General features: G+C 62.1%; 3 protein-coding genes. All 3 read left to right on the top strand.

The genetic code is table 11. The features are described 5' to 3' along the window. Nucleotides 1-795: ABC transporter ATP-binding protein (locus EOA22_RS30970; protein WP_164756080.1), on the top strand; the 795-nt coding region annotated here is incomplete at its 5' end. Beyond that, nucleotides 796-1,662 (top strand): sugar ABC transporter permease, encoded by an 867-nt coding sequence (locus EOA22_RS30965; RefSeq protein WP_013531810.1) that lies wholly within the window; start codon nucleotides 796-798, stop codon nucleotides 1,660-1,662. Nucleotide 1,663: 1 nt separating this feature from the next. Next, nucleotides 1,664-2,364 (top strand): carbohydrate ABC transporter permease (locus EOA22_RS30960; RefSeq protein WP_206521367.1); only part of this gene is annotated, 701 nt, incomplete at its 3' end.

Here is a 2,364-nt window from a genome sequence, read left to right as displayed (position 1 = left end):
ATCTACGACACCATGACCGTCTACGACAATCTGGCCTTCCCGCTGCGCAATCGCGGCGTGCCGGAAGCCGATGTCGACCGCAAGGTGCGCGAGACGCTGGAGATGATCGACCTGGCGTCCTGGGCGAAGAAGAAGGCGAGGGGCCTGACCGCCGACCAGAAGCAGAAGATCTCGCTCGGCCGCGGGCTGGTGCGCTCCGACGTCAACGCCATCCTGTTCGACGAGCCGCTGACCGTCATCGACCCGCATATGAAATGGGTGCTGCGCTCGCAGCTGAAGCAGCTGCACCGCCGCTTCGGCTACACCATGGTCTATGTGACCCACGACCAGACCGAGGCGCTGACCTTCGCCGACCAGGTCGTGGTCATGTATGACGGCGGCATCGTCCAGATCGGCACGCCAGCCGAACTGTTCGAACGGCCACGCCATACCTTTGTCGGTTATTTCATCGGCTCGCCCGGCATGAACGTCATGCCGGTGGCCATCGACGGCAAGACGGCGACGCTCGGCTCGCAGCGCATCGAACTGCCGGGCGCGCCAAAAGCGGGCAGCGGCGCCATCGAACTCGGCATCCGTCCCGAATATGTCCGGCTTGGCCGCGACGGCATGGCCGTGCAGGTCAGCAAGGTCGAGGATCTCGGCCGCCACAAGGTGGTCCGCGCCAAGCTCGAAGGCCGCGAGATTGCGGCCGTCATCGGCGAGGACGAGACCGTGCCAGCCGATCCGAAGGTGCGGTTCGAGCCGGCCGGCATCAACATCTATGCCGATTCCTGGCGCGTCGAGATGGGGGCATAGATGGAAAAGACCTGGAACAACAAGGCCTGGTTCCTGGTGCTGCCGGTGCTGGTGCTGGTGGCGTTCTCGGCGGTCATCCCGCTGATGACCGTCGTCAACTATTCGGTGCAGGACACGTTCGGCAACAACGTCTTCTTCTGGGCCGGCACCGAGTGGTTCGAGGAACTGCTGTCTTCCAGCCGCTTCTGGGAAGCGATGGTCCGCAACCTGATCTTCTCCTTCATCATCCTGGCGATCGAAGTGCCGCTCGGCATCTTCATCGCGCTCAACATGCCGAAAAAGGGCTGGGGCGTGCCGGTCTGCCTGGTGCTCATGGCGCTGCCGCTGCTGATTCCGTGGAACGTCGTCGGCACCATCTGGCAGGTCTTCGGCCGCAACGACATCGGTCTGCTCGGCTACTACGTCAACGCGCTCGGCATCGACTACAACTATGTGCAGGACCCGTTCGATGCCTGGGTCACCGTCATCATCATGGATGTCTGGCACTGGACCAGCCTCGTCGTGCTGCTCTGCTATGCCGGCCTGGTCTCCATTCCGGATGCCTTCTATCAGGCGGCCAAGATCGATGGCGCCTCGCGCTGGGCGGTGTTCCGCTACATCCAGCTGCCGAAGATGAACAGGGTGCTGCTGATCGCCGTGCTGCTTCGCTTCATGGACAGCTTCATGATCTATACCGAACCCTTCGTGGTGACGGGAGGCGGTCCCGGCAACTCGACGACATTCCTGTCGATCGACCTCGTCAAGACCGCGCTCGGCCAGTTCGACCTCGGTCCGGCCGCAGCCATGTCGCTGGTCTACTTCCTCATCGTCCTTCTGCTGTCATGGGTCTTCTACACCGTGATGACCAACTACGACGCGGAGCGCTGAGATGACCGGCGCCAACGAAAGAGCCGATAGAGTGAGCGAGACCACAGCAGCGGGCAAACTGGCGAGCACACTCTCGCAGGATCAGGTCGCCCGGCTGATGCGCAAACGCGGCGAGGAATCGCGCTGGTGGTGGATCGTGCCGACGGTCTACATCGTCGTGCTTTTGCTGCCGATCTACTGGCTCATTAATATGAGCTTCAAGACCAATGCCGAGATCGTCTCCTCGCTGACGCTCTATCCGCACCAGCCGACGCTCGCCAACTACGTCACCATCTTCACCGACGCCTCCTGGTACTCGGGCTACATCAACTCGATCACCTATGTGGTGATGAATATGGTGATTTCGGTGGCTGCCGCGCTGCCGGCAGCCTACGCCTTCTCGCGCTACCGCTTCCTCGGCGACAAGCACCTGTTCTTCTGGCTGCTGACCAACCGCATGGCGCCGCCGGCGGTGTTCGCGCTGCCGTTCTTCCAGCTCTATTCGGCCTTCGGCCTGATCGACACGCACATTGCGGTGGCGCTGGCGCACTGCCTGTTCAACGTGCCGCTGGCGGTGTGGATCCTCGCAGGCTTCATGTCGGGTGTGCCGAAGGAAATCGACGAAACCGCCTATATCGACGGCTATTCGTTCCCGCGCTTCTTCGTCAGGATCTTCATGCCCCTGATCGCCAGCGGCATTGGCGTGGCCTGCTTCTTCTGCTT

Origin of the sequence: Mesorhizobium sp. M7A.F.Ca.US.014.04.1.1, from assembly GCF_003998745.1 — a bacterium.
Taxonomy (GTDB): Bacteria; Pseudomonadota; Alphaproteobacteria; order Rhizobiales; family Rhizobiaceae; genus Mesorhizobium; species Mesorhizobium ciceri.
Note: the sequence above shows the minus strand (reverse complement) of the source record. Positions and strands in the feature narration are given on the sequence as shown.